This is a genomic window from Pseudomonas sp. Z5-35 (genome assembly GCF_051131945.1).
GTDB classification, from domain to species: Bacteria; Pseudomonadota; Gammaproteobacteria; order Pseudomonadales; family Pseudomonadaceae; genus Aquipseudomonas; species Aquipseudomonas marvdashtae.
Genome location: NZ_CP071640.1, coordinates 1,671,378 through 1,695,116, shown reverse-complemented (window position 1 = coordinate 1,695,116; position 23,739 = coordinate 1,671,378). Strand labels below are relative to the sequence as shown.

Here is a 23,739-nt window from a genome sequence, read left to right as displayed (position 1 = left end):
GTGATCAGCATGACCCGCATGGAACCGGTAATCCCCGGCGCCGATCCGCGCCTGAACTTCGATGATCCGTTGCTGGACGGCCTGTTGATCCTCTGCAAACTCCATGGCGCGACCGTCAGTCGCGCCAGCCTCAGCGCCGGGCTGCCTATGGCGCACCAACGCTTGAGCCTGGACCTGCTGCCTCGCGCAGCGGCCCGGGCCAGTTTGCAGGCGCGACTGTTGCGTCGCGACCTGAACGATATTTCCGCGCTCAACTTGCCGGTCATGCTGATCTTGGCCGGAGGTCGCTGCGCGATACTGCGGCGCTGGGGCGAGGACGGCCAGGCGCTGATCCTGCCCAGCGAAGCCGATGGCGGCGAGCAATGGGTCACTCGCCAGCAACTGACCGCCGACTACAGTGGCCAGGCGCTGTTCGCCCGGCCACGCCATGAACTCGAAGACTTGCGCGCGCCCTTGGTGCCGCGGGTCGAGGCATGGTTTCGCGACACGTTGAAACTGTCGCGCTGGTTGTACAGCGACGCGATCCTGGCAAGTTTCCTGATCAACTTGCTGGGCCTGATGGTGCCGCTGTTCGTGATGCAGACCTACGACCGCGTGGTACCGAACCAGGCCACGTCGACGTTATGGGTACTGGCCGTGGGGCTGTTGATCGGCACCGGGTTCGAATTGGTGCTGCGGGTGGTTCGCGCCCACCTGCTGGACACTGCCGGCAAGAAAACCGACGTGATTCTCTCCGCCACCCTGTTCGAACGCATCACCGGCATGGCAATGAAAGCCAAGCCCGTGACCATCGGCGGCTTCGCCCAGAGCATCCATGACTTCCAGGGCCTGCGCGAATTCCTCACCGCCGTGACCCTCACCAGTCTGATCGACCTACCCTTCGCCCTGCTGATGCTGGTGGTGATCGGCCTGCTCGGCGGCTGGCTGGTGGTGATTCCAATGGTGGCGTTTCCGATTACCATCGTCTTCGCCATGATCATCCAGGCACGCCTGCGCGACACCGTGCAGAAAAGCCTGGCCCTCGGCGCCCAGCGCCAGGCACTGCTGATCGAAACCCTCGGCGGCTTGGAAACCCTCAAGGCCTGCAGCGCCGAAAGCGAGCGCCAACATCAATGGGAAAGCACCCACGGCGCCCTCACCCGCCTCGACAGCCATGCGCGCAACCTTTCAGCGCTGGCGACCAATGGCACCCTCTTCCTACAGCAACTGGCGGGCATGGCGACCATCGTCGCCGGCGTCTACAGCATCATCGCCGGCAACCTCAGCGTCGGCGCACTGGTGGCGACCTACATGCTCGGTAGCCGCGTGCTGGCGCCGCTGGGCCAGATCGCCGGACTGATTACCCGCTATCAGCAAGCCCAACTCACCATGCGCAGCACCGATGCCCTGATGGCGTTGCCCCAGGAGCGCGATGCCAAACAGCGCCCGCTGGACCGCACTCAGTTGCAGGGCGCGCTGGACGTCAGCGGCGTGACCTTCCACTACGACGGCCAGAGTACCCCGGCGCTGGCCAACGTCAGCTTCAGCCTCAAGCCTGGCGAACGGGTCGGGATCATCGGCCGCAGCGGCTCGGGCAAAAGCACCCTGGCGCGCCTGGTGATGGGTTTCTATGCACCGGAGGAAGGCCAACTGCTGCTCGATGGGCTGGACTTGCGGCAAGTGGACGTCGCCGACTTGCGGCAGCAGATCGGCTATGTTGCCCATGACCTGCCGCTGCTGGCCGGCAGCCTGCGCGACAACCTCACCCTCGGCGCCCGCTATATCAGCGACGCGCGCATGCTGGAAGTGGCGGAGCTGACCGGCGTTACCGAACTGGCCCGCCAGCATCCACAAGGTTTCGACCGCCCGGTGGGCGAGCGCGGGCAGTTGCTCTCCGGTGGCCAGCGCCAAGCCGTGCTGCTGGCCCGCGCGCTGCTGCTCGATCCGCCGATCCTGTTGCTCGATGAACCCACCAGCGCCATGGACAACAGCAGCGAGGATGTCTTGCGGCAAAAGCTTCACACCCATGTACAGGGCAAGACCGTGCTGTTGGTCACCCACCGCACCTCAATGCTGAGTCTGGTGGACCGCTTGGTGGTGCTGGATAACGGGCGGATCGTGGCGGATGGGCCCAAGGACGCGGTGATCGATGCACTGCGCAAAGGGCGGGTGGGGTCTGCTGCGGTATAGCCGCCAACACATACTCTGTGGCGAGGGAGCTTGCTCCCGCTCGGCGGCGCAGCCGTCGCGAAACCTGCCCGCGCGATCTACCTGTTACACCGAGGTGAATGTTTTTAGGGCTGCTTCGCAGCCCAGCGGGAGCAAGCTCCCTCGCCACAAAAGCAGCGCTCAGTGAATTTCATTTAACCAACGGGTACCGCCCCATGTCCGCTCAAACACCCGACTCAGCCGCCCGCAGCTACTTCGGCAGTTTCAGCAGAAGCGCCGAAAGCGAGTTCATGCCGGAAACCGCCAGCGCCACGCTGCAGGACTCGCCCCGTCGCTCGCGGGTCACCGTGTGGCTGGCCGCCGGGTTGATTATCACTGGGCTGGTCTGGGCCAAACTGGCGGTGCTGCAAGAAGTCACCACCGGTGAGGGCAAAGCCATTCCATCGAGCAAGATCCAGGTGATCCAGAACCTGGAGGGCGGCATCGTCACCGAGATTTTCGCGCGCGAAGGCCAGATGGTGAACAAGGGCGATACCCTGCTGCGCCTGGACGACACGCGGTTCCTGTCGAACAAGGGCGAGAGCGAGGCCGACCGTTACGCCCTGACGGCCCAAGTCGAGCGCTTGTCGGCCGAGGCAGAAGGCCGTCCCTTCAAGCTGTCGGCCGAGGTGATCGCCAAGGCGCCGCAAGTGGCCGAAGACGAGCGCTCGTTGCATGAGCAACGCCAGCGACGTCTGGCCAGCGAGCAACGCACACTGTCTGAACAACTGCGGCAGAAGACCCAGGAACTTGCGGAATTTCGCTCCAAGCAAAGCCAGTTCAGCTCGGCCCTGGCCTTGCTCCAGGAAGAAATGAACATGTCGGCGCCGCTGGTGCGCACCGGGGCGGTTTCGCCGGTGGAGATCCTGCGGCTCAAGCGCAGCGCGGTGGAAATACGCGGTTCGCTCAACGCCACGACCTTGGCAATCCCACGGGCCGAATCGGCGATCAACGAGATCAAGAGCAAGATCGACGAATCGGAACAGTCCTTCCGCTCCGACGCGGCCAAGGAGCTCAACGAGAAGCGCACCGAGCTGTCAAAAATCACCGCCTCGAGCATCGCCATCGACGACCGTGTCACCCGCACCACGGTGGTTTCGCCGGTGCACGGAGTGATCAAGCAGCTCAAGGTCAACACCATCGGCGGCGTGGTCCAGCCGGGCAGCGACATGATCGAAATCGTGCCCCTGGAAGACAACCTGCTGATCGAAGCCAAGGTCCGTCCCCAGGACGTTGCGTTCCTCCATCCAGGCCAGAAAGCCATGGTCAAGTTCAGCGCCTACGACTACACGATTTATGGCGGCCTGAGCGCCAAGCTCGAACTGATCGGCGCCGACACTATCACCGACGACAAGGGCAACAGCTTCTACCTGATTCAGGTTCGCACCGATAAAAATCACTTGGGCGGCGATGCAAAACCGCTGCTGATCATTCCGGGGATGGTGGCCACGGTGGATATCATTACCGGGGAGAAAAGTGTCCTGGATTACTTGCTCAAACCAGTGTTGAAGGCACGGACCGAGGCGATGCGCGAGCGCTGATCCGGATTTACGCCGATCCCGTGGCGAGGGAGCTTGCTCCCGCTGGGCTGCGCAGCAGCCCCAAGACCATTCACCTCGTTGTGTCAGGCAGACCGCGCCAGCAGGTTTCACGACGGCTGCGCCGCCGAGCGGGAGCAAGCTCCCTCGCCACAGGGGACTCTATTCCCCTCCATGGTTCTTTTGGTAGGTTTCTTCGCCCATCGCCGCGATCTGCCCTTCGATCAACGCCTCGAACGGCTTGAGCAACAACTCGAAGCTCGCCGGCGCTTCGAGGGTTTGCAGCGCCTGGACAATCGCCTCCACCGTCGACAACGCCCCCGGTCCTGGCGCCTTGCGCAAACGGTAACGGGATACCTTGCCTTCGGCCAGCGTCACCCTCGGCAACGCCGCCAGCAGCGGGTTGAGGTGCAGCAGCTTGCGTGCCTTGCGCCAGGTGCCGTCGGGTACGACCAATAGCAGCGGATCATCGGGCGGCCGGTAGGCTTGCAGCGGCTGCGCATCGTCAGCAGGAAACAACAACCGCGCCTGATAACCCGGTTGGTTGAGCAGCCTGGGCAAATCCGCGAACACCTCGCCCACGATCAATTCGGCATTATTGAGCCCCAACGCCGCCAACCGGGCGGTATTCAAGGCGTGGTTCACCTCGCTGGGGTGCTGCAACAACAAGACCCGGGTGCGGCTGTCGAGGCTGGGGATCAGCGGGCACAGGCAGTGGCTTTGCGGCCGGAGGCAACGCGGGCATTGGATTCTGGACATGGTCAGGCCTGATTCAGTTGCGCTTTGAGCAAGTCGCGGAAAGTCTGGATCAACGGCTCGCGGCTGCGGCCACGGCGCACGATCATCGAAAACGGCGCCTGATAGCCGAACGTCGCCGGCAGCAGCACGCGCAAGTCGCCCTTGTCGACCCAGGCCTGGGCGTAATGCTCGGGCAAATAACCGACATAGGCACCGGACAGCACCAGGATCAGCTGGGCCTCCATGCTTTCCACCGTCGCCGCGCTGTGCTTGAAGCCGTGGCGGGCCAGTTCGGCCTGGCTCCAGTAACCGCGCCCGACCATGCGTTGTTGGGTGATGAGTTGTTCAGGGATGCGCCGCTCGTTGAACAGCGGGTGGCGGTTGCTGCAATACAACCAGTGCTGCTCGCGGTACAGCGGCATGTAGACGAGGCCGCTCATGCGCGTGGAGAACGCGCCGATGGCCAAGTCCAGGCGATTGTCCTGAACGCCGAGTTGCAGTTCGTAAGGGCTCATGACGGACAAGTGCAAATGTACCGCCGGATGTTCCTGGCTGTAGGCGCCGATGGCTTCGGCAAACGGCAGGGCCTTGTCGCTGACGGTGGAGTCGATCACGCCGAGGTTCAGCGTACCGCGCAGTTCGCCCTTGAGCGCTGCGGCGTACTGCTCGAACCCTTCGAGTTCGCCCAACAAGCGCAGGGTTTCCTGATGGAACAACTCGCCCTTGCTGGTCAGGCTGAACCCGCCCCGCCCGCGATGGCAGAGCACCAGGCCCAGGGCCGATTCGAGCTGGCTCATGTAGGTACTGATGGCCGACGTGGAAAGATTGAGCTCGTGCTGGGCATTGGCGAACCCCTGGTGCCGGACCACGCTGACAAAAATGCGCAGCAGTTTCAGGTCGGGTAGAGCGTTGGCCATGGGGTCTCCGAATTACTTAGGGCTTGGTAGCGCTCTTGTGGCGAGGGAGCTTGCTCCCGCTGGGCCGCGAAGCAGCCCCAAACCATTCACCTCGATGCATCAGACAGACCGCGTCGGCAGGTTTTGCGATGGCTGCGCCATCGAGCGGGAGCAAGCTCCCTCGCCACAGGGGCATCATGTCCCCCCGGGATTGCGTTGCTGCGGAGTCTATCGCCCCGCCCGCCGGGACTGTCAGAAATTTTGTGTTCGGGCATAACATGCTGAAGAGGTGCATGTATGCCAACCAAAAAGAAGACGGCCTTGGAGGCCAAAGCCGAGCTCCCTTCGATCCCGAAGGAGCTGATTGATCAGTTCGTCAAAGGCCCAATGACTGCCGAGGCGATTCAGGATGCGTCGATGGCCTTCAAGAAGGCGCTTATCGAGCGAGCCCTGGGCGCAGAGCTGGGCCACCATCTTGGCTATCCTCAGGGCGCGGAGCGTCCCGAGGAGTCGAGTAACCAGCGCAACGGTAAAAGCGGCAAGACCGTTCTGACAGACGACGGTCCGCTTCGTCTGGAGATTCCCCGTGATCGCGATGGCAGCTTTGCGCCGATCCTGATTCCCAAGCATGAGCGGCGCTTTACCGGGTTCGATGACAAGATCATCGCCATGTACGCTCGGGGCATGACGGTTCGCGAGATTCGCGCGTTTCTCTTGGAACAGTACGGGACAGATGTCTCGCACGACTTCATCAGTTCGGTCACCGACGCGGTGATGGAGGAGATCGGCGCCTGGCAGCAACGACCGCTTGAGCAGATGTATCCGGTCATCTTCTTCGACGCGTTGCGGGTCAAAATCAGGGAAGAAGGACTGGTCCGCAATAAGGCCATCTACTTGGCCTTGGGCGTATTACCGGACGGAACCCGCGATATCTTGGGCATCTGGATCGAGACAACGGAAGGCGCCAAGTTCTGGATGAAGGTCTTCAATGACCTCAAGACACGCGGAGTCGAAGATGTGCTGATTGCCGTGACCGATGGTCTCAAAGGCATGCCAGAAGCCCTGAGCGCGGTGTTTCCTGAGACGACTTTGCAGACCTGCATCGTACATCTGATCCGCAACAGCCTCGACTATGCAGCCTGGGACAAACGTCGGGAACTGGCCAAAGCGCTTAAGCCGATCTATCAAGCGATCAACGCCGAGGCCGCCGAAGCGGCTTTGGACTCGTTCGAAAATGGCCCCTGGGGCAAACAGTACCCAACCATCGTAGCTGCCTGGCGACGCGCCTGGGATCGAGTCATCCCGTTTTTTGTCTTTCCGCCCGCCATCCGGAAAGTGATTTACACGACCAATGCAATCGAGAGCATCAACGCTCAACTGCGCAAGATCATTAAAACGAGGGGGCACTTCCCAACCGATGAAGCTGCCACCAAGTTAATCTGGCTGGGCTTGCGCAATATAACCGCAAACTGGGGCAGTGCAGCCCATGACTGGAAAAGCGCCATGAATCAGTTCGCGATCCTGTACGGGGATCGGTTCATCAGGCCGACGTGGTAAATGAAGGTCTGCCTAACGGCAGGCCGTTACCGGCCCGCACACAAAAAATCTGACACTCCCCGCCCGCCATTAGTTTAGAAAAATCTGAACTAAGTATTTGCCGCCAGCGATTCTTCACGGCAAAAGCTTTTCGCAGAATCGGCCCCTGATCAATAAAACAAACGATGAGGCCCTACCCGTGGACAAGATTCTTCACCAACCACTGGGCGGCAACGAAATGCCGCGCTTCGGCGGCATCGCCACCATGATGCGACTCCCCCATTTGCAAACCGCTGCCGGCCTCGACGCTGCGTTCGTCGGCGTACCGCTGGACATCGGCACCTCCCTGCGCGCCGGCACCCGTTTCGGGCCCCGCGAAATCCGCGCCGAATCCGTGATGATCCGCCCCTACAACATGGCCACCGGCGCCGCGCCATTCGACTCGCTGGCGGTGGCGGACATTGGCGACGTGGCGATCAACACCTTCAATCTGCTGGACGCGGTACGGATCATCGAAGAGTCGTACCACCAGATTCTCGAACACAACGTGATCCCCCTGACCCTGGGCGGCGACCACACCATCACCCTGCCGATCCTGCGGGCGATCCATAAGAAGCACGGCAAGGTCGGGCTGGTGCACATCGACGCCCACGCCGATGTGAACGACCACATGTTCGGCGAGAAAATCGCCCACGGCACCACCTTCCGCCGCGCTGTGGAAGAAGGCCTGCTCGATTGCGACCGCGTCGTCCAGATCGGCCTGCGGGCCCAGGGCTATACCGCCGACGATTTCAACTGGAGCCGCAACCAGGGCTTCCGCGTGGTCCAGGCCGAAGAGTGCTGGCACAAATCCCTGGCACCACTGATGGCCGAAGTGCGCGAGAAAGTCGGCGGCGGCCCGGTGTACCTGAGTTTCGACATCGACGGCATCGACCCCGCCTGGGCGCCTGGCACGGGCACCCCGGAAATCGGCGGCCTGACCACCATCCAGGCGATCGAAATCGTCCGTGGTTGCCAGGGCCTCGACCTGGTCGGTTGCGATCTGGTAGAAGTCTCGCCGCCGTATGACACCACCGGCAACACCTCGCTGCTGGGCGCCAACCTGCTGTACGAGATGCTCTGCGTACTACCTGGCGTGGTCCATCGCTGAGGCGCCGCCATGAGCCATCGGGATCAGGTTCTCAAGGCCGCCGCCGAGCTGGTATCGGCCTTCGCCCGCAATGACCGCGAGGTTTACTTCGGCGCGTTCGCGGCCGATGCGAGTTTCGTGTTCTACACCCTCGAACAGCCGCTGCTGTCACGCGAGGCCTACCAGGCCTTGTGGGACCGCTGGCGGTCCGAGGAGGGTTTCGAGGTGCTGAACTGCACCTCGAGCAACGCCTTCGTCAGCCTGCAAGGGGACGTGGCGATTTTCATCCATGACGTGGCCACCGAGCTGCGCATGCAAGGGGAGCTTCACTTTAGCCAGGAGCGCGAAACCATTGTGTTTCGCCAAGAACAACAAGGCCTATGGCTGGCCTGTCATGAACATTTGTCCGCAATGCCGGAAGGGCTGCCACCCCCTTAGCCAAGCAGGCAACGTTCACATCCGATGAACGCGCCTCGATGATCGGAGCAGATCATGAATAACAATAACGATAAAAGCCTTACGCAGATTGAAACCAACGGGGTCGAACAGATCCCCGACCATGAACGAACCGCCGGTCCGGGCGATCTGTTTCGCCTGATCTTCGGCGGCGCCAATACCTTTGCCACCGCCGTGCTCGGCAGTTTCCCGGTGCTGTTCGGCCTGTCATTCCAGGCCGGTGCCTGGGCGATTGTGCTTGGGGTGTTGGTGGGTTCGATCATCCTCGCGCCGATGGGCCTGTTCGGCCCGCTCAACGGCACCAACAACGCGGTGTCTTCGGGTGCGCACTTCGGCGTCCACGGGCGAATCGTCGGCTCGTTCCTCTCGCTGTTGACCGCTATCGCGTTCTTCTCGCTGTCGGTGTGGAGTTCGGGCGATGCGCTGATCGGCGGCGCCAAGCGCTTGATCGGCGTGCCGGAAACCGACCTCAGCCTGGGCTTGGCCTACGGCTTGTTCGCACTCCTGGTGTTGACCGTGTGCATCTACGGCTTCCGCTTCATGCTGTGGGTCAACCGCATCGCCGTGTGGGCCGCCAGCCTGCTGTTCCTGCTGGGCATATTCGCCTTCGCGCCGAGCTTCGACAGCCAGTTCGCCGGCACGGTCAGCCTCGGCCAGCCGGGCTTCTACGCCGCTTTCATCGGCGCCGCGCTGGTGGCCATGAGCAACCCGATTTCCTTCGGCGCGTTCCTGGGCGACTGGTCGCGCTACATCCCGCGAGATACGCCGAAGCCGCGCATCATGCTGGCGGTGATCGCTGCCCAGTTGGCCACGCTGATTCCGTTCCTGTTCGGCCTTGCCACCGCCACCATCGTGGCGATCAAGGCACCGGACTACATCGCGGCCAACAACTACGTGGGCGGCCTGCTGGCGGTTTCGCCGGGATGGTTCTTCCTGCCGGTGTGCCTGATAGCGGTGATCGGCGGCATGTCCACCGGGACCACGTCGCTGTACGGCACCGGGCTGGACATGTCCAGCGTCTTTCCCCGCGTGCTGTCGCGGGTCAAGGCGACGCTGCTGATCGGCGTGCTGTCGATTGCCTTCATCTTTATCGGGCGCTTCGCCGCGAACCTTGTGCAGAGCGTCTCGACCTTCGCCGTGCTGATCATCACCTGCACTACGCCATGGATGGTGATCATGATCATCGGCCTGCTGGTGCGCCGCGGCTTCTACTGCCCGGACGACTTGCAGGTGTTCACCCGCGGCGAAACCGGCGGGCGCTACTGGTTCAGCCACGGCTGGAACTGGCGGGGCCTGGGGGCGTGGATTCCCAGCGCATTGGTGGGGCTGTGCTTCGTCAATCTGCCGGGGCAATTCGTCGGGCCATTGGGCGAACTGGCCGGCGGTATCGACGTCAGCCTGCCGGTGACCCTGGGGCTGGCGTCGGTGGTTTACCTGGCGCTGCTGGGACTGTTTCCAGAGCCGGCGGCGGTGTATGGACCGCAGGATCCGCGTAGCACTGATCCGCTCAACCCGTCAGAACTGCGACAGGCCGCCTGACTGACCAATTCCCGTGGCGAGGGAGCTTGCTCCCGCTGGGTTGCGCAGCGACCCCCAGGTTTTCTGACTTGAAAAGCGGCGACTGCTGCGCAGTCGAGCGGGAGCAAGCTCCCTCGCCACGAAAGCCCGTGCGCATTGAGGCTGCGGTGTCAATGCCAGCAGCCTCGCCCCACATAAAAAGACAATCGGAGACACGCCATCATGGCTTTGGATTTAATCGTCGTTCTCATCTATGCCGCCGGCATGATCGCCCTGGGCTGGTATGGCATGCGCCGCGCCAAGACGCGTGACGACTACTTGGTCGCCGGGCGCAACCTCGGCCCGGGTTTTTACCTGGGCACCATGGCCGCGACCGTGCTGGGCGGCGCATCGACCATCGGCACCGTGCGCCTGGGCTATGTCCACGGCATTTCCGGGTTCTGGCTGTGCGGCGCGATCGGCCTGGGCATCGTCGGCCTGAGCCTGTTCCTGGCCAAGCCGCTGCTCAAGCTGAAGATCTACACCGTGACCCAAGTGCTGGAGCGCCGCTACAACCCGGCGGCTCGTCACGCCAGCGCGCTGATCATGCTGGTGTATGCGCTGATGATCGGCGCCACCTCGACCATCGCCATCGGCACGGTGATGCAGGTGCTGTTCGGCCTGCCCTTCTGGGCTTCGATCCTGGTGGGCGGCGGTGTCGTCGTGCTGTATTCCACCATCGGTGGCATGTGGTCGCTGACCCTGACCGACATCGTGCAATTTTTGATCATGACCGTTGGCCTGGTGTTCCTGCTGATGCCGATGTCCATCGTCGACGCCGGCGGCTGGGATGCGATGGTGGCGGCGTTGCCGGCGCGTTATTTCGATTTCACCGCGATCGGCTGGGACACGATCCTCACTTACTTCCTGATCTACTTCTTCGGCATCTTCATCGGCCAGGACATCTGGCAACGGGTGTTCACCGCTCGCAGCGAGCGCGTGGCGAAAGTCGCCGGTACTGCCGCCGGCCTTTATTGCGTGCTCTACGGCCTGGCCGGTGCGCTGATCGGCATGGCCGCCAAGGTGTTGCTGCCGGACCTGGAAAACGTCAACAACGCCTTCGCCAGCGTGGTGCAGACCAGCCTGCCCAATGGCATTCGCGGGCTGGTAATCGCCGCAGCGCTGGCGGCGCTGATGTCCACCGCCGCGGCGGGCCTGCTGGCAGCGTCCACAACGGTGGTCCAGGACCTGTTGCCGCGTCTGCGCCAGGGTCGAGAAAGCGGCGACGGCGACGTCCACGAGAACCGCATCGCGACCTTGCTGCTGGGTGTGGTGGTGCTGGGCATCGCCCTGGTGGTCAGCGACGTGATCAGCGCCCTGACCCTGGCTTACAACCTGCTGGTGGGCGGCATGCTGATCCCGCTGATCGGCGCGATCTATTGGAAACGCGCCACCACGGCCGGGGCAATCACTAGCATGTCGCTGGGCTTCCTGACCGCGCTGTTCTTCATGTTCAAGGACGGCCTGGATGCGAACACGCCGATCTACTACAGCCTGAGCGTGGCGCTGGTGAGTTTTGTGCTGGTGAGCCTGTTGTCGCCACGTTCGAATGTGGTGGCTAAGGCCGCTTGATCAAGCAGCAGGAAAGGTTTTCTTCGAGGGGCATGGCGTCGGTGGCCATGCCCCTTTTTTTCCTGCATCTGTCCCGTCAAAACAAAAAAAAGATCGCAGTCTCGGGCTGTTTCAATTGAAACAGCCCGAGACTGCGATCTCTCCAAAATCGGTGGGTTTACCGGCGGCGCGGCTGGCGGCGGCGTTGCTCGTCGTCGGTGCGGATCGGTATCGGCTGCATCGGCGGTTCGATCAGGCCGAGCGCGACACCCAAGTCGTGAAGCCAGTTCTGGATTTTCTCTTTCATCGTGGTGCCCCCTCAGGGTGGTGCGAGCGGCAGATTTCTGTGGCCCCTTCGCACTGATAATAGTCCGAAGTCCTACGCAATGCTCGTGACAGATTGCAATGATCTGTTACTGAATTGATCCAAATCCCAACCTGGGAGTTCAAGCCGATTGCGCCGTGATCATTGGCGCACGCGGCCAGGCTTGTTGTTGCAGTTCAATCCAGGCGTTCAAGTTGGCGCCTACCATGCCTTTGCGCCACATCAACCAGGTCGTTGCGCTGGCAAACGGCTCGGCCAGCGGATGCATCAATACCCGTTCGCGGCCCGGCAGGCTAGCGAGCATCGACTCGGACATCAACGCCACCCCGGACCCGGCGATCACGCAGGCCAGCATCCCTTGGTACGACTCAATCTCCATCGCCCGACCCATGGTTGCATGATCATGGGCAAACCAGGCTTCCAAGCGCATCCGGTAGGAACAGCCGCGCCGGAACGTGAACACCGCGCGGCCCTGGACATCCAGCGCACTGCGCACCGGTGGATGATCGGCCTCGGTGATCAACACCAGCCGCTCGTCGCACAACGGCACGCCATCCAGCCCCGCCAGCTCCAGCGGGCCGTCCACCAACGCCGCATCGAGGCGATTGGTGAGCAGGCCTTCCAGCAATTCTCCGCTCGGCCCCGATTGCACTTGCAAGTTCACCGCCGGGTAAGCCCGGTGGTAACCGGCCAGCAGGTCCGGCAAATGCGTCGCCGCCGTGCTGTACATGGTGCCCAACACAAAATCCCCGGCCGGCTGACCGCCCTGCACCGCCGTATGGGCTTCGTCATGCAGGGCAAACAGCTTGGTCGCATAGTCCAACAGGACTTTTCCCGCAGGCGATAACTGCAAACGCTGACGCTCACGCAGGAAAAGGTCGACGCCCAACTGCTCTTCGAGCTGCTTGAGCCGGGTCGAAAGGTTCGACGGCACCCGGTGCAGGCGTTCTGCCGCTCGGGTGATGGAGCCTTCTTCGGCCACCGCCTGGAAAATCCGTAACTGGCTGAACTCCACGACCTTCTCCAAAAAAGAACAAGTTACTCACTATTATTCATTTTTAATGAAAGTCAATCGATTCTAGCCTGACGGTCATTCGCCTCGACGCTGGAGATCGACCATGTCGCCCTTGATTCGCCTGCTCGCCAGTTTCATTGCCCTGATGATGGCCATGGGCATTGGCCGCTTCGCCCTGACACCGCAATTACCTCATTTAATCGGCGAAGGTCAGGTCGACTTGACCGCCGCCGGTCTGATTGCAGCCGCCAATTACCTGGGTTATCTACTCGGTGCGCTGGATGCCATGTTCGCCCGTCGTCCGCAACAGGTGCAGCGACGTCTATTGGGAGGCCTGTGGCTGTGCGTAGTACTGACGCTGGCGTCGTTCTGGGCCTGGGGATTCTGGCCGCACCTGGCGCTGCGCTTCGGCACCGGCGTGGCGAGTGCCTGGGTGATGGTGATGATTACCGCGTTGAGCCAACCTTTGGCAGCGGCGGCGGGACGGCCCCGACTCGGCGCACTGGTATTTGCCGGACCAGGCCTGGGGATTTTTCTTACAGGCTTGCTGGCCTTGGGTTCGAACTTGCTGGGCCAGACATCCGACACCCTATGGCTGGTGTATGCCGGCGCAGCGCTGGTGATGTTGCTGGTGATTCTGCCGGCCCTGCCCAAACCCGTACCGACGACCACTGTTGCAGCACCCATCGCCGCGTCCAGCAACAGCGGCATCGCCCGGCTCTGCGTGGTCTACGCCTTGTATGGTGTGGGCTACATCATTCCGGCGACTTTCCTGTCGCAAATGGCTTCTGCGCAATTTCAGGGGCAGTGGCAGGCGGATCTGTTTTGGCCCTGCTTCGGCCTGGCCGCTGCCACCGGCGTGCTGCTGGTGAGCCTGCGCCGGCCGAACCCGAACACCACCAGTCGCTGGTTGGTGGCGACATTGTGGCTGCAAGCCGCTGGCGTATTTGCCTGCCTGCTGGGCAGCGGCATGGGGCTGGCCATGGGTGTGTTTCTCTGTGGCGCGCCGTTCCTCGCCTGCATGCAACTGATGGTGATGCGTGCCAGGGAACTGGCGCCCCACGCGACCCAGCGCAACATCGGGCTGCTGACCGCCTGCTTTGCCGTAGGCCAGCTCAGCGGTCCATTGCTGGCGGCGCTGAGCAGCCATTTCAGCGGCGGCCTGCAACCGGCGCTGATCGTCGCCGGCAGCGGTTTGGTGTTGGCGGGCGGTCTGTTGCTGCGGCCCGCCAAACGCGGCGCGAGGAACCCTTGCGCCCAGACCGCCCTACGCTGATCAGGCTTGGCCGGCGGGGCTGTAGGATTTGTCCAACTGCGACGTCGGCTCACGTCGCGCCAAGGCGAAATACAACACTCCGCCGAGGAAGCATCCGGTGAACCAGGCAAAGTTGGCCATCGGTTGCAGCAGCGGCGTGAAAGTGACCGCCACCCCCATCAACGTCGCCGGAACCAACGCCTTGATGGCGGTCCAGTTGATGCCGCCACTGTAGTAATAACGCCCGCTCGGGCCGTCGTTGAACAGGGCATCAACATCGATCTGCTGTTTTTTGATCAGGTAATAATCCACCAACAGAATGCCGAACAACGGCCCGATAAACGCTGCCAGCACGTCCAGGGTGTAGTGGATCACTTCAGGGTTGTTGAACAGGTTCCACGGGGTGATGAAAATCGACGCCACCGCCGCGATCATGCCACCGGCGCGCCAACTGATCTTGCTCGGCGCGACGTTGGCAAAGTCGAAGGCCGGGGACACAAAGTTGGCGACAATATTAATGCCGATGGTGGCGGTCACGAAGGCAAACGCCCCGAGCAAGACGGCGACATCGTTGTCGATGCGCGCCACCGTAGCGATCGGATCGTGAAGCATTTCCCCGAATACCGGCAAGGTCCCGGAGACAATCACCACGGTGACCAGGGAGAACGCCAGGAAATTCACCGGCAGCCCCCAGAAATTTCCCCGGCGCACGTCAGACATGCTCCGGCAATAACGGCTGAAATCACCGAAGTTCAGGGTTGGGCCGGAAAAGTACGACACCACCAAAGCTGTCGCCACGATGACCTGGCCAAACGCTTGCCAGCCGGACAGCGACTTCTCGGCCAAGGTAAAACTGATGTTGCTCCAACCGGCTTTCCAGACGATCCAACCGGCCAACAGGAACATCACCGCATACACCAGCGGCCCGGCCCAGTCGATGAAACGACGGATCGACTCCATGCCCGTCCAGAACACCAGCGCTTGGACAAACCATAAGCCGAGGAAACCAAACCAGCCCAGGTAGGACAAACCTGCAAAATGCGGCGTCGCATAGACTTCCATCGAAGGAAAAAACCGCAGCACCACAATGATCAGCGCACTCGAGGCCAGATAGGTCTGGATGCCATACCAGGCCACGGCGATCAGGCCTCGGATCACCGCCGGGATATTCGCTCCGAACACGCCGAACGCCAGCCGGCAAATGACAGGATAAGGCACCGCCGCCTGCTGGCTCGGCTTGGCGACCAGGTTGGCGATCAACTGCACGATGCAAATCCCGCCCAACAATGCGATGAGCACCTGCCAACTCGCCAAGCCCAAGGCGAACAGGCTGGCGGCAAATACATAGCCGCCGACGCTGTGCACGTCACTCATCCAGAACGCGAAGATGTTGTACCAATTCCATTTCTGCGGCAGCGGGCCCAAGTCTTCGTTATAGAGACGAGGGCTATAGCCGTTGGGCATTTGCTCGGACATCGCGGGGCTCCTTTTCGATACCGCCGAGCCCCCGAGTTGATTGTCCACCACACTGCGCACGGGAGCTGGCATGGTTTGTATACCGGTTCCCAGGCAGAATGCGTGCCACAGGCGCTGGATGTGAGACAAACCGTGGTGTTCAGCGCAGGTAAAAACCGAACGAGCACAGACGAACGCCCGCGAACAGAGCGCAGGTGCATGTTTAAGGTGCAGGTTTTTGTATACAGCGAGAATCAACCGTGGCGAGGGAGCTTGCTCCCGCTGGGCTGCGAAGCAGCCCCAAAACTATTTTTCACCACAGTACGTCAGGAAGATCGCCGGGGCCCGCTACGCAGGCCAGCGGGAGCAAGCTCCCTCGCCACAAGGTCACAAGCTCATAAACCCGGGAGGCTGCGTTCGATCAGCTCAACTCGATACGATCGGCATGAATGACAATCTGCCCATTCTTGTACAGCGCACCAATGGCCTTCTTAAAGTTGCCCTTGCTCACGCCAAACAGGCTGGTGATCAATACCGGGTCGCTCTTGTCACTGACCGGGAGCGTGCCGTTGTTCTCACGCAACTTGGCGAGGATCTTGGCGTTCAAACTGGTGGCCGCTTCCTGACCCACCGGCTGCAGGCTCAGGCTGATCTTGCCGTCCGGACGGATTTCCTTGATGAAACCCTTTTCCTCTTTACCGGCGCGCATGAACTTGAAGATTTCGTTCTTGTGGATCAAGCCCCAGTGCTTGTTATTGATGATCGCCTTGAAGCCCATGTCAGTGGCTTCGGCCACCAGCAAATCGACTTCCTGCCCAGGCGTATAGTTGGCCGGGGTCTTGTCCAGATAACGGTCCAAGCGCGCCGTGGCGGTGATGCGGCGGGTGTGTTTGTCCAGGTAGACATGCACCACGCAATATTCGCCGGCGGTCATCTGGCGTTTCTCTTCGGAGTACGGCAGCAGCAGATCCTTGGGCAGCCCCCAGTCCAGGAACACGCCGATGCTGTTGACCTCAACCACTTTCAGGCTGGCAAATTCGCCCACCTGGACTTTCGGCTTTTCAGTGGTGGCGATCAGTTTGTCGTCGCTGTCCAGATAAATAAAAACATTCAGCCAGTCTTCATCTTCGCTGGGAATATCCTTGGGGATATAACGATTGGGCAGCAGGATTTCACCGTCCGCCCCACCGTCCAGATATAAACCGAAGTTGGTATGTTTAACCACTTGCAAACTGTTGTAGCGCCCGACTAAAGCCATTTCCAATACCCTCATTGCGTGGGCGGCATTCTACCCGGTTTTGCGGCGCGATTCGTGGCCGACGACGAGCTTCGCCGCGCGGCCTTTGATTTTCCTGGGTTTTCGTCCAAGGCATGGCCATTCGTCAGACGCCCGAAAGTTCGCGTCGCTTCCCGTCGGCCCTGGGCTTGCTCAGGCGTTCTTATTTAAAACAGCGACTTAGCGCCATAAACACGGATAAAACGCCGATATTCCGGATTCAGCCACAACAACTCAGGAGGATATTTGCCAAGCAATTGTCAAGTATTTCCTGTACGATGCCTGGCCCAATTAATTATCTACAGGTTAATGGTCGTCATGCGCGTAAAAGCATCCAACAGCAAATCAAAGCCAGCTCCAGCCGTTGAAACCAGCGAGTCGATCAACGACCAGATCGCTGCGTTCCTCAAGTCCGGCGGTGAAATCCAGCAAATTGCCAAAGGTGTCAGCGGCCAGACATTCGGTCCGTCCAAGCAGATCAGCCTGGGCAAGAAGTAAACTTCGTAACACCTGGTCCCAAAGCGCTTTGACGCTCGAAGCGCTTGGACTGGAACCCCTCTGCTTACCCCCCTTCGCGCAAAAATCGACGAACGGCCATCGCGGTCGAGCATTCGCCGGTATGCTTGCACCTCTCTAGCTCAGGCGTTTCAGCTTGGCTACGGTCCCCTGCTCCTCGCTATTCACGGAGTGAAGCATGCGCATTCACACGGTCGTGCTGTTGATCAGCCTATTGGCCTGTCCTCTCGTCCAAGGGCAGGTGTTCCAGCGCGAGCTCGGTGACTTCGACCTTAAACTCGGCACCACGCCCAGCCGTAGCATGGCCCAGGGCCTTGTCACGCCATCGAGCACCGGTTCGTTCCACGGCGGCCTGGACCTGAGCCATGACAGCGGCTGGTATATCGGCCAGTGGTCGCCCAGCGCGGGAGTGTCCGCCGATCTTGAAGTCGATTCCTACATGGGTTTCAAACAGCCCTTCGACCAGACCCTCGGTTATGAAGTCGGCCTTATCCATTACAGCTACCCCACCGTCGATACGCTCGACAGCCAAGAGTTCTATGGCGGCCTGACCCTGCTCGGCAGTCGCTTCGGCGCAGCCCTGAGCAATGACCCGGACAAACAAAACAGCACCTTGTTTGCCGACCTGGGCGGCAACGTGCCGTTCGGCATTGGCATCAGCGCCAAATACACCACCCACCAGCTCAACTCGCCGGTGTCTGTGGATAACGGCTCCATCAGCAGCTTCAGCGACTGGTCGTTGAAAATCTCCCGGCCTTGGAAAGGCATCGACCTGGACCTGATCTACAGCGACTCTAGCCTCAGCGGCAACAGCTGCTCGGCGTATTCCGGTCACAACAGTGAGTGCGACGGACTGGTCACACTGAAGATGGCCCATCCTTTTTACTAAGCGTTACGTATTCAATCGGCTGAACTGCGGCGCGCCTGCCATGCTCAAACAAAGCACCTACGCCCTTGCAAGGACTCGCTCATGTCGCGCTGGTTAACCCGCACCGCCATGTTTATCGCCATGCTTCTCGTGCTCACCGCTTGCAGCCGTGTCGGGCTGGCGTACCGCAACCTTGACCTGATCATCCCCTGGACGCTCAACGACTATTTGGAGATCAACGGTGAGCAAAAAGACTGGTTCGACGATCGCCTCAAGGAGCACCTGAGCTGGCATTGCAGCACGCAATTGCCCGGCTACCTTGACTGGCTCGATCGCCTGAAGACTATGGTGCAAACCAACCAGGTAACCGACGAAGCCCTGCAGCAACGCACCCGCGAGGCCAAGGCCGCCATCGCCGAAACCGCCCGGGAAATCACCCCGTCGGCCATCAAACTGCTGCAAGGCCTGAGCGACGACCAAGTGGCCGACATGGACGCCGCGTTTGTCAAAGACCAACGCAAACGCCAACGGGAATACCTCAAGCCGACGCTGCAACAGCAGATCAAGGAACGTGCCGAGCGCATGGAAAAACGCCTGAACGACTGGATCGGCCCACTCAACGACGCCCAGCGTCAACGGGTACAAGCCTGGTCCACCGCCCTCGGCGACCAGAACCAGCAATGGATCGCCAACCGCGCTCACTGGCAGAACCAATTCAGCCAAGCCGTGGCCCAGCGCCACAGCCCGGACTTTCCCAAACGCATCGAGCAATTGCTGGTCAACCGCGAAAGTCTATGGACTCCCGCCTACCGGGAGGCCTACAACAAGACCGAAGCACAGGCCCGCAATCTGCTGGTGGACCTGATGGGCGACAGCACCGCGGAGCAGCGTGAACGGCTGTTGCAAAAAATCGACGGGGTGAAAAGGGACTTCAGTGATTTGAAATGCTTGAAGGTAGCGCAACGGTAGGACAGGCCATCACCTGGGAGCGGGCGAGCCCCGCTCCCAGGTGATATAGCGCTGGATCTAGGCAATCTGCGCCTTCGAAGCCAAATCATCGAACGTAAACTCATCCAGCGCATCTTCCTGTTCATCCAGCACCTGGCGCGGATGATCGTTACCCGGAATGCTGCTGTCGATCAGGCTCAACAACCGCGAGCCACGCGGCGTCAGCACAAAATTCTCGCCATTGCCGCCTTCTTCCTCCGGACGAGGTTCAATATAGCCGCGCTCCAGCAGTAACTTCTCGTACTCTCCGGCGACCGCTTTCAGATGATCGAGGTTCTCGATTTCTTCGCCCTCAGCTGCTTTCGCCGCCGCGTGCTGCTCCGCATAGGGCCGAGGGGTAAAACTGTGGCCGGCGCCGTTCTGCACTTCGTGAAGCAACCGTTCGATCAAGTCCCAGTTATAAGTCGTCATCCTGGTCCATCCTCTAAAGAGTGAGATGCCTACTTGTTTTGTGACCGAGGCGGCGCCGCGCCGTTCAGCCGGGTTCACGACCGGTCCTCTCCCCGAGCCGACCAACGGCATGTCGAATCCGACGCCAACCAAACGACTAGGCAGAGCAACCGTCGATAAACGAATCTCTGAGGAGCAGCCCATGAACATCGAACACCATCCAGTCGTGTCGCGGGAAGAATGGCTCGCCGCCCGCACCCAACACCTGGCTCACGAAAAAGCCTTCACCCGCGAACGGGACAAACTCAGCGCCGAACGCCGCGCCCTGCCCTGGGTAAAAATCGACAAGCCCTACCGCTTCCAAGGCCCGCACGGCGAACTGAGCCTGGCCGACCTGTTCGGCGGTCGCAGCCAACTGATCATCTACCACTTCATGTTCGGCCCCGCCTGGACCGAAGGCTGCCAAGGCTGCTCGTTCCTGTCCGACCACATCGACGGCGCCAACCAACACCTGGCCCACCACGACGTGGCCGTCGTGGCCGTCTCCCGCGCGCCCCTGGCCGAATTCCAGCCCTTCAAACGCCGCATGGGCTGGGCCTTCGACTGGGTCTCGTCAGAAAGCTGCGACTTCAACTACGACTTCGGTGTCAGCTTCAAGACCGAAGACACCGCCGCCGGAAAAGCCACCTACAACTACGAAAAAACCGACACCACCGAAGGCGAACTCCCCGGCCTGAGCGTCTTCTATCGCAACGAAACCGGCGACATCTTCCACACCTACTCCACCTACGCCCGCGGCCTCGACATCCTGGTCGGCACCTACAACTACCTCGACCTCACGCCGAAGGGCCGCAACGAAGAGGAGATCATGGATTGGGTGCGGCATCATGATAAATACGAAGAGGCCAAGCCGCGTGGCTGCTGCCATGGCTGATGGGCCAGCCGCCCAGTCGAGCGCGGTATCCGTGGCGAGGGAGCTTGCTCCCGCTCGACTGCGTAGCAGTCGCCAGTTTTGCCTTAACCACAGCGCTGGGCGATAGGTTTGATGAAATCGGAGGAGCTGCGGGCGCAGGTAACAGAATTAACGACAACGGGCGACTTCTCAGCCACCCGTTTCATAGCATCAATTGGCTCACCGACGATGGCCCTGCTGAGCCTGCATGTATTGGCGAAGAAGCTGATTGATGCGTGTCTGATAGCCCGCGCCCTGCCCCTTGAACCACTCGACCACATCGGCATCAAGGCGAATAGTCACCGACTGCTTTACCGGCACACGCAGCTCGGCGCGACGGAAGAAGTCCTCATCCAATTCGGGGATATCCCTGGTATCGATGTCCGCGTCATCCAACTTGGCCAAGCGCTCCCAGTCAGTTTTCGATGTTTTCGACATAACGTATGGCCTCCTGCTTAGTAGCTTTTCGGGCGGAGATGATGCGGATCACATCGCCCCGTCGTTCGGTGTACACGACCACGCCAATCAACGTTTTGATCAATCCGATAGTGATCCAACGCTCTTCGCCGTAGGCCCTTCGGTCATCGTGCAAGACCAGCATCGGATGCTGAAAAATGCCCGGCACGTCGTTGAAGTCGATGCCGTGCTTAAGAATGTTGGCCCGGTTCTTGGCTTCGTCCCATTCAAACAGCATGGGACCGTCTGTACTTACTTACGTACATACACAGTACTCTCCTCTGCAGAAATACACAGCCCCGGTAGCTCGATGGAATGACCATCGGATCACTAGCGACATTGGAAACAGCTCAAAAGGCGCAACCGTATTCGACGCATGACGCCTCTTCCCCGAAGATTACTGTCGTAACCGTTCATCTGAAATCAGACGTATCCTGTAAAAAAGTGCGAAACGTCCTGCGCAGAGGTGGAAACCTCCTGCGAAACGAACAGACAAGGTGGCAAACAGGTCGTAGTAGGAAACGGGGGACTGACGCCGCATCACGATGAATACGAAAGAGAAAAACCCCACGGTTGCTGATGCGACTAAGCACAATCCTCAAGTCGATCACCGCTTCCGTGGCGAGGGAGCTTGCTCCCGCTCGACTGCGCAGCAGTTGCTTGCTTTAAGCCGACAAATACCAGGCCAAACGTCCTACATGAAGCTCGGAAAGCGGAGTCTTGTGGCACTGGAACGGGCCGGCCTATAGTTCGTCGTCGCCCAAAAGACGACCGGGTTTGGCGACCCGAATCAACAGAGAGGCTCATCAACTTCCGAGGCTCTTGCTATGACCAGATTCATGCCCATCACTGGCGTCGACTGCACTCCAGCCACCCTGCTCATCGACACCGAAGCCCCACTCAATGTCCTCTTCGAAACCGCCGACTACCGCATCCGCACCGTGACCCAGGTGCTGGAAAACATCGCGTTCCGCTCGGATATCAGCTCCGATACGGTAGTGCTTTCTGACTTTTGCAAGATGCTGACGATAGCGTTGCGCGACGGGTGTGATGTGATGGATGTGATTGGGAGACGGTTGCGGGCGCAAGCTGCTGAGTAGCGCAAATGGGCGACCTTTGGCCGCCCGTTTCACTTTCGAATTATGGAATAACAAGGCACACGCTTGACCCTGAATATGCAGCCTTGCTTTTTCTGTATTTTATAGACTACATTTTATGAAGAAGATCGAATCCAGCAAATTCCGATCCTGGCTGAAAAAGCTCAAGGATGACACCGGCAGAGCTCGTATCACCTCACGGATCAATCGACTGACAGAGGGGTTACCTGGCGATGTCGCTCCAGTCGGCCATGGTATCAGTGAGCTACGAATTCATTACGGGCCTGGCTACAGGGTGTACTTCCACCAGCAGGGCGACGTGCTGGTGATTCTACTCTGTGGCGGCGATAAGGGCAGTCAGAGCCGCGACATTGAAACCGCCCACCAGATAATGCAGGCGTGGAGAGCACAGAATGACTGAGACTTTTACAGAATTCGACCCCGCAGAATACCTCAGCACTCCCGAGGCCATCGCGGAGTTCATGAGCGATGCCCTGGAAACCGGCGATGCAAGCTATATCGCCAAAGCGATGGGGGTAGTCGCACGAGTCAAGGGGATGGCGGAATTGGCCAGGGAAACTGGCCTGTCGCGCGAACAGCTATACCGCTCGTTCAGCGAGCATGGTAATCCCACTCTGAAAACACTCCTGGCGGTCATGAAAGCACTTGGCGTCGACATGACGGCTCGGCCCCACACCCACACTACGTCGTAGCCATAACGGAAGCAGCGCAGGAAACGAGGACAGATTTATTTTGCTGTCTGCCCCTTGGCCGCCGCTGCCCTCGTTGTTCTACTCGTATGCCAACAATCCGCTCTACCTCGTCAATGAAGCGCCCTGTCCCGGTCAACTGATCACGCTGCAGCGCATCTTGCATCAAACGGACCTGATCTGTAGGTACAAAAAGATCCTGCGCGGCGGCAGGATTCCCCTCATCAGCAGCCCACCTTGCAATCACTGAACTTTCTCCCCGCCATCAGCCTCAACCGTTTATCTGCCCAACAAAGGAATACGAGGCCCGAGCCATGAAAACCCTGATCACACTCACCCTCGCTGCCACCCTCACCTGCGCCCTGCCCGCCTGGGCCGCTTGCACGCCCGAAGAAGCGACCATCAAGCGCGAGCAACTGGCGGATAAGGTCGCCAAGCTCACCGAGCAGGATCCATCCAAGGCCAAGGAGATGAATGACGAACTGCAGGCCATGAAGATGGAGACATCCAGCAAGAAGGTGCCGGACAAGTGCGAGTTGATTGATAAGCGCCTGCGGGAACTGGAGGAGGCGCAGAAGAAGGCGGAGTGAGCGCCGAGCTCAGCACATCCCGCTTCTGTGGCGAGGGAGCTTGCTCCCGCTGGGGTGCGAAGCAGCCCTGAAGTCAGTAACTCGGTGTGCCAGGGGCAAACGGGGTGCTTTTATTGGGGCTGCTGCGCAGCCCAGCGGGAGCAAGCTCCCTCGCCACAGGGTTTTGCGTCAGATTCAACTGCTCATAAAAAAACCGGACCCAAGGTCCGGTTTTTTTCATCAAGCGCTAACGCCGATT

25 protein-coding genes are annotated in these 23,739 nt (G+C 60.5%); 16 read left to right on the top strand and 9 right to left on the bottom strand.

Translation table 11 applies throughout. The features are described 5' to 3' along the window. Window positions 1–9 precede the first annotated feature (9 nt). Entirely contained in the window at window positions 10–2,169 is a 2,160-nt protein-coding gene (locus J3P95_RS08025; RefSeq protein WP_434577923.1) for a type I secretion system permease/ATPase, read from the top strand. Between the two features lie 194 nt (window positions 2,170–2,363). Next, on the top strand, window positions 2,364–3,728 hold the full coding sequence (locus tag J3P95_RS08020; protein WP_434561960.1) for an HlyD family type I secretion periplasmic adaptor subunit: 1,365 nt from the start codon (window positions 2,364–2,366) through the stop codon (window positions 3,726–3,728). A 159-nt stretch (window positions 3,729–3,887) separates the two neighbouring features. On the opposite strand, the gene J3P95_RS08015 is transcribed toward J3P95_RS08020, so the two are convergent. Then, window positions 3,888–4,484: a tRNA-uridine aminocarboxypropyltransferase gene (locus J3P95_RS08015; RefSeq protein ID WP_434577925.1), complete on the bottom strand. Its 597-nt coding sequence runs from the start codon at window positions 4,482–4,484 to the stop codon at window positions 3,888–3,890. A gap of 2 nt (window positions 4,485–4,486) precedes the next feature. Next, window positions 4,487–5,380, bottom strand: coding sequence for a LysR family transcriptional regulator (locus tag J3P95_RS08010; RefSeq protein WP_047227898.1), 894 nt, complete (start codon window positions 5,378–5,380; stop codon window positions 4,487–4,489). 276 nt (window positions 5,381–5,656) lie between these two features. Here J3P95_RS08010 and J3P95_RS08005 point away from each other — a divergent pair, with 276 nt between their 5' ends. The 5 genes from J3P95_RS08005 to J3P95_RS07985 all read left to right on the top strand — a co-directional run bounded on the left by J3P95_RS08005 (window position 5,657) and on the right by J3P95_RS07985 (window position 11,609). Beyond that, window positions 5,657–6,916: an IS256 family transposase gene (locus tag J3P95_RS08005; protein WP_434577927.1), complete on the top strand. Its 1,260-nt coding sequence runs from the start codon at window positions 5,657–5,659 to the stop codon at window positions 6,914–6,916. A 178-nt stretch (window positions 6,917–7,094) separates the two neighbouring features. Continuing rightward, a complete protein-coding gene (gene speB, locus J3P95_RS08000; protein WP_434561956.1) occupies window positions 7,095–8,045 on the top strand; it encodes an agmatinase in 951 nt (316 codons plus the stop codon). A gap of 9 nt (window positions 8,046–8,054) precedes the next feature. Beyond that, window positions 8,055–8,462, top strand: a complete 408-nt coding sequence (locus J3P95_RS07995) for a YybH family protein (RefSeq protein WP_434561954.1) — start codon at window positions 8,055–8,057, stop codon at window positions 8,460–8,462. A 51-nt stretch (window positions 8,463–8,513) separates the two neighbouring features. Continuing rightward, on the top strand, window positions 8,514–10,019 hold the full coding sequence (locus tag J3P95_RS07990; protein ID WP_434581260.1) for a purine-cytosine permease family protein: 1,506 nt from the start codon (window positions 8,514–8,516) through the stop codon (window positions 10,017–10,019). 201 nt (window positions 10,020–10,220) lie between these two features. After that, the gene (locus J3P95_RS07985) at window positions 10,221–11,609 is read left to right on the top strand and encodes a sodium:solute symporter (protein ID WP_186614022.1); all 1,389 of its coding nucleotides are present in this window, start codon (window positions 10,221–10,223) and stop codon (window positions 11,607–11,609) included. A 157-nt stretch (window positions 11,610–11,766) separates the two neighbouring features. Here the strand turns inward: J3P95_RS07985 and J3P95_RS07980 are convergent, their stop codons facing one another. Both J3P95_RS07980 and ptrR read right to left on the bottom strand, forming a co-directional pair. Beyond that, window positions 11,767–11,895, bottom strand: coding sequence for a PA1414 family protein (locus tag J3P95_RS07980; protein WP_256222727.1), 129 nt, complete (start codon window positions 11,893–11,895; stop codon window positions 11,767–11,769). A gap of 139 nt (window positions 11,896–12,034) precedes the next feature. Further along, window positions 12,035–12,928, bottom strand: coding sequence for a putrescine utilization regulator PtrR (ptrR, locus tag J3P95_RS07975; RefSeq protein ID WP_434577930.1), 894 nt, complete (start codon window positions 12,926–12,928; stop codon window positions 12,035–12,037). Window positions 12,929–13,031: 103 nt separating this feature from the next. On the opposite strand from ptrR, the gene J3P95_RS07970 reads away from it, so the two are divergent. Further along, complete coding sequence (locus J3P95_RS07970) at window positions 13,032–14,204, top strand: MFS transporter (protein ID WP_434577932.1); 1,173 nt, start codon at window positions 13,032–13,034, stop codon at window positions 14,202–14,204. Here the strand turns inward: J3P95_RS07970 and J3P95_RS07965 are convergent, their stop codons facing one another. Together J3P95_RS07965 and J3P95_RS07960 are read right to left on the bottom strand one after the other, a co-directional pair. Then, the gene (locus J3P95_RS07965; protein WP_434577934.1) at window positions 14,205–15,659 is read right to left on the bottom strand and encodes an NCS1 family nucleobase:cation symporter-1; all 1,455 of its coding nucleotides are present in this window, start codon (window positions 15,657–15,659) and stop codon (window positions 14,205–14,207) included. Window positions 15,660–16,059: 400 nt separating this feature from the next. After that, window positions 16,060–16,896: a CvfB family protein gene (locus J3P95_RS07960; RefSeq protein WP_434561948.1), complete on the bottom strand. Its 837-nt coding sequence runs from the start codon at window positions 16,894–16,896 to the stop codon at window positions 16,060–16,062. Window positions 16,897–17,223: 327 nt separating this feature from the next. Here J3P95_RS07960 and J3P95_RS07955 point away from each other — a divergent pair, with 327 nt between their 5' ends. The 3 genes from J3P95_RS07955 (at window position 17,224) to J3P95_RS07945 (ending at window position 19,267) form a co-directional block, all read left to right on the top strand. Continuing rightward, a complete protein-coding gene (locus tag J3P95_RS07955; protein WP_172436054.1) occupies window positions 17,224–17,412 on the top strand; it encodes a hypothetical protein in 189 nt (62 codons plus the stop codon). A gap of 196 nt (window positions 17,413–17,608) precedes the next feature. Continuing rightward, complete coding sequence (locus J3P95_RS07950) at window positions 17,609–18,319, top strand: TorF family putative porin (protein WP_434561946.1); 711 nt, start codon at window positions 17,609–17,611, stop codon at window positions 18,317–18,319. A gap of 81 nt (window positions 18,320–18,400) precedes the next feature. After that, window positions 18,401–19,267, top strand: coding sequence for a DUF6279 family lipoprotein (locus tag J3P95_RS07945; RefSeq protein ID WP_434577937.1), 867 nt, complete (start codon window positions 18,401–18,403; stop codon window positions 19,265–19,267). A 57-nt stretch (window positions 19,268–19,324) separates the two neighbouring features. On the opposite strand, the gene J3P95_RS07940 is transcribed toward J3P95_RS07945, so the two are convergent. Further along, entirely contained in the window at window positions 19,325–19,717 is a 393-nt protein-coding gene (locus tag J3P95_RS07940) for a transcriptional regulator (protein WP_186614036.1), read from the bottom strand. Between the two features lie 181 nt (window positions 19,718–19,898). On the opposite strand from J3P95_RS07940, the gene J3P95_RS07935 reads away from it, so the two are divergent. Continuing rightward, window positions 19,899–20,630, top strand: coding sequence for a DUF899 domain-containing protein (locus J3P95_RS07935; protein WP_434577938.1), 732 nt, complete (start codon window positions 19,899–19,901; stop codon window positions 20,628–20,630). A gap of 198 nt (window positions 20,631–20,828) precedes the next feature. Here J3P95_RS07935 and J3P95_RS07930 read toward each other — a convergent pair whose 3' ends face one another. Together J3P95_RS07930 and J3P95_RS07925 are read right to left on the bottom strand one after the other, a co-directional pair. After that, window positions 20,829–21,086, bottom strand: a complete 258-nt coding sequence (locus J3P95_RS07930) for a BrnA antitoxin family protein (protein WP_434577940.1) — start codon at window positions 21,084–21,086, stop codon at window positions 20,829–20,831. Then, window positions 21,064–21,342 (bottom strand): BrnT family toxin, encoded by a 279-nt coding sequence (locus J3P95_RS07925; protein WP_434577942.1) that lies wholly within the window; start codon window positions 21,340–21,342, stop codon window positions 21,064–21,066. Before J3P95_RS07925 ends, J3P95_RS07930 begins: the two co-directional genes overlap by 23 nt. Before the next feature lie 589 nt (window positions 21,343–21,931). Between J3P95_RS07925 and J3P95_RS07920 the strand changes: the two genes are divergently transcribed. The 4 genes from J3P95_RS07920 to J3P95_RS07905 all read left to right on the top strand — a co-directional run bounded on the left by J3P95_RS07920 (window position 21,932) and on the right by J3P95_RS07905 (window position 23,501). Beyond that, on the top strand, window positions 21,932–22,204 hold the full coding sequence (locus J3P95_RS07920) for a hypothetical protein (protein ID WP_434577944.1): 273 nt from the start codon (window positions 21,932–21,934) through the stop codon (window positions 22,202–22,204). Window positions 22,205–22,319: 115 nt separating this feature from the next. Further along, window positions 22,320–22,622, top strand: coding sequence for a type II toxin-antitoxin system RelE/ParE family toxin (locus J3P95_RS07915; protein WP_434577945.1), 303 nt, complete (start codon window positions 22,320–22,322; stop codon window positions 22,620–22,622). After that, complete coding sequence (locus J3P95_RS07910; protein WP_186636124.1) at window positions 22,615–22,914, top strand: addiction module antidote protein; 300 nt, start codon at window positions 22,615–22,617, stop codon at window positions 22,912–22,914. The genes J3P95_RS07915 and J3P95_RS07910 overlap by 8 nt, the downstream gene beginning before the upstream one ends. A 311-nt stretch (window positions 22,915–23,225) precedes the next feature. Next, window positions 23,226–23,501, top strand: a complete 276-nt coding sequence (locus tag J3P95_RS07905; RefSeq protein WP_434577946.1) for a hypothetical protein — start codon at window positions 23,226–23,228, stop codon at window positions 23,499–23,501. Window positions 23,502–23,739 lie beyond the last annotated feature (238 nt).

Coding starts and splice junctions, on each gene's coding strand:
- J3P95_RS07945 (WP_434577937.1), top strand. CDS start 18,401: ATGTCGCGCTGGTTAACCCGCACCGCCATGTTTATCGCCATGCTTCTC.
- J3P95_RS07930 (WP_434577940.1), bottom strand. CDS start 21,086: ATGTCGAAAACATCGAAAACTGACTGGGAGCGCTTGGCCAAGTTGGAT.
- J3P95_RS08020 (WP_434561960.1), top strand. CDS start 2,364: ATGTCCGCTCAAACACCCGACTCAGCCGCCCGCAGCTACTTCGGCAGT.
- J3P95_RS07940 (WP_186614036.1), bottom strand. CDS start 19,717: ATGACGACTTATAACTGGGACTTGATCGAACGGTTGCTTCACGAAGTG.
- J3P95_RS08005 (WP_434577927.1), top strand. CDS start 5,657: ATGCCAACCAAAAAGAAGACGGCCTTGGAGGCCAAAGCCGAGCTCCCT.
- J3P95_RS08015 (WP_434577925.1), bottom strand. CDS start 4,484: ATGTCCAGAATCCAATGCCCGCGTTGCCTCCGGCCGCAAAGCCACTGC.
- J3P95_RS07935 (WP_434577938.1), top strand. CDS start 19,899: ATGAACATCGAACACCATCCAGTCGTGTCGCGGGAAGAATGGCTCGCC.
- J3P95_RS07915 (WP_434577945.1), top strand. CDS start 22,320: ATGAAGAAGATCGAATCCAGCAAATTCCGATCCTGGCTGAAAAAGCTC.
- J3P95_RS07980 (WP_256222727.1), bottom strand. CDS start 11,895: ATGAAAGAGAAAATCCAGAACTGGCTTCACGACTTGGGTGTCGCGCTC.
- J3P95_RS07905 (WP_434577946.1), top strand. CDS start 23,226: ATGAAAACCCTGATCACACTCACCCTCGCTGCCACCCTCACCTGCGCC.
- J3P95_RS08025 (WP_434577923.1), top strand. CDS start 10: ATGACCCGCATGGAACCGGTAATCCCCGGCGCCGATCCGCGCCTGAAC.
- J3P95_RS07955 (WP_172436054.1), top strand. CDS start 17,224: ATGGTCGTCATGCGCGTAAAAGCATCCAACAGCAAATCAAAGCCAGCT.
- J3P95_RS07910 (WP_186636124.1), top strand. CDS start 22,615: ATGACTGAGACTTTTACAGAATTCGACCCCGCAGAATACCTCAGCACT.
- J3P95_RS07920 (WP_434577944.1), top strand. CDS start 21,932: ATGACCAGATTCATGCCCATCACTGGCGTCGACTGCACTCCAGCCACC.
- J3P95_RS07995 (WP_434561954.1), top strand. CDS start 8,055: ATGAGCCATCGGGATCAGGTTCTCAAGGCCGCCGCCGAGCTGGTATCG.
- J3P95_RS08010 (WP_047227898.1), bottom strand. CDS start 5,380: ATGGCCAACGCTCTACCCGACCTGAAACTGCTGCGCATTTTTGTCAGC.
- J3P95_RS07925 (WP_434577942.1), bottom strand. CDS start 21,342: ATGCTGTTTGAATGGGACGAAGCCAAGAACCGGGCCAACATTCTTAAG.
- J3P95_RS07970 (WP_434577932.1), top strand. CDS start 13,032: ATGTCGCCCTTGATTCGCCTGCTCGCCAGTTTCATTGCCCTGATGATG.
- J3P95_RS07960 (WP_434561948.1), bottom strand. CDS start 16,896: ATGGCTTTAGTCGGGCGCTACAACAGTTTGCAAGTGGTTAAACATACC.
- J3P95_RS07985 (WP_186614022.1), top strand. CDS start 10,221: ATGGCTTTGGATTTAATCGTCGTTCTCATCTATGCCGCCGGCATGATC.
- J3P95_RS07950 (WP_434561946.1), top strand. CDS start 17,609: ATGCGCATTCACACGGTCGTGCTGTTGATCAGCCTATTGGCCTGTCCT.
- J3P95_RS07965 (WP_434577934.1), bottom strand. CDS start 15,659: ATGTCCGAGCAAATGCCCAACGGCTATAGCCCTCGTCTCTATAACGAA.